General features: G+C 41.0%; 1 pseudogene. It reads right to left on the reverse strand.

Annotated features, from left to right (window positions below):
* Nucleotides 1-402 (reverse strand): annotated as a pseudogene (locus NBZ83_RS32700) (UDP-glucose 6-dehydrogenase); the annotation flags it as partial.

Below are 402 nucleotides of genomic sequence, written 5' to 3' on the forward strand. Positions count from 1 at the left end.
CATTAAAGTAAGCTACACGCATCGCAAGATAAGTATTAGAGAATAATTTAACAGCTTCGGCCTCAGTCGAGTCAGTAAATAACACCTCAATATCTTGTTTAACCGCGCCCTGCACTAATAAATCAGCAAATACTTTGGCGCGCTCGCTGCGTTCACCGACAATAATGCGCGATGGATGCAAATTATCGTAAAGCGCCCTACCCTCACGTAAAAACTCTGGCGAAAATAGAATATTATCGCAATGATATTTTTGCTTAACCTTGGCAGTAAAGCCCACTGGCACGGTAGATTTGATCACCATCACCGCATTAGGGTTGATGCCAATAACATCTTGAATAACCGACTCAACAGAGGAAGTATTAAAATAATTGGTTTTTGGGTCATAATCAGTAGGTGTAGCAA

Source organism: Frankia gtarii (assembly GCF_025403375.1).
In the GTDB taxonomy this organism is placed as follows: Bacteria; Actinomycetota; Actinomycetes; order Frankiales; family Frankiaceae; genus Frankia; species Frankia gtarii.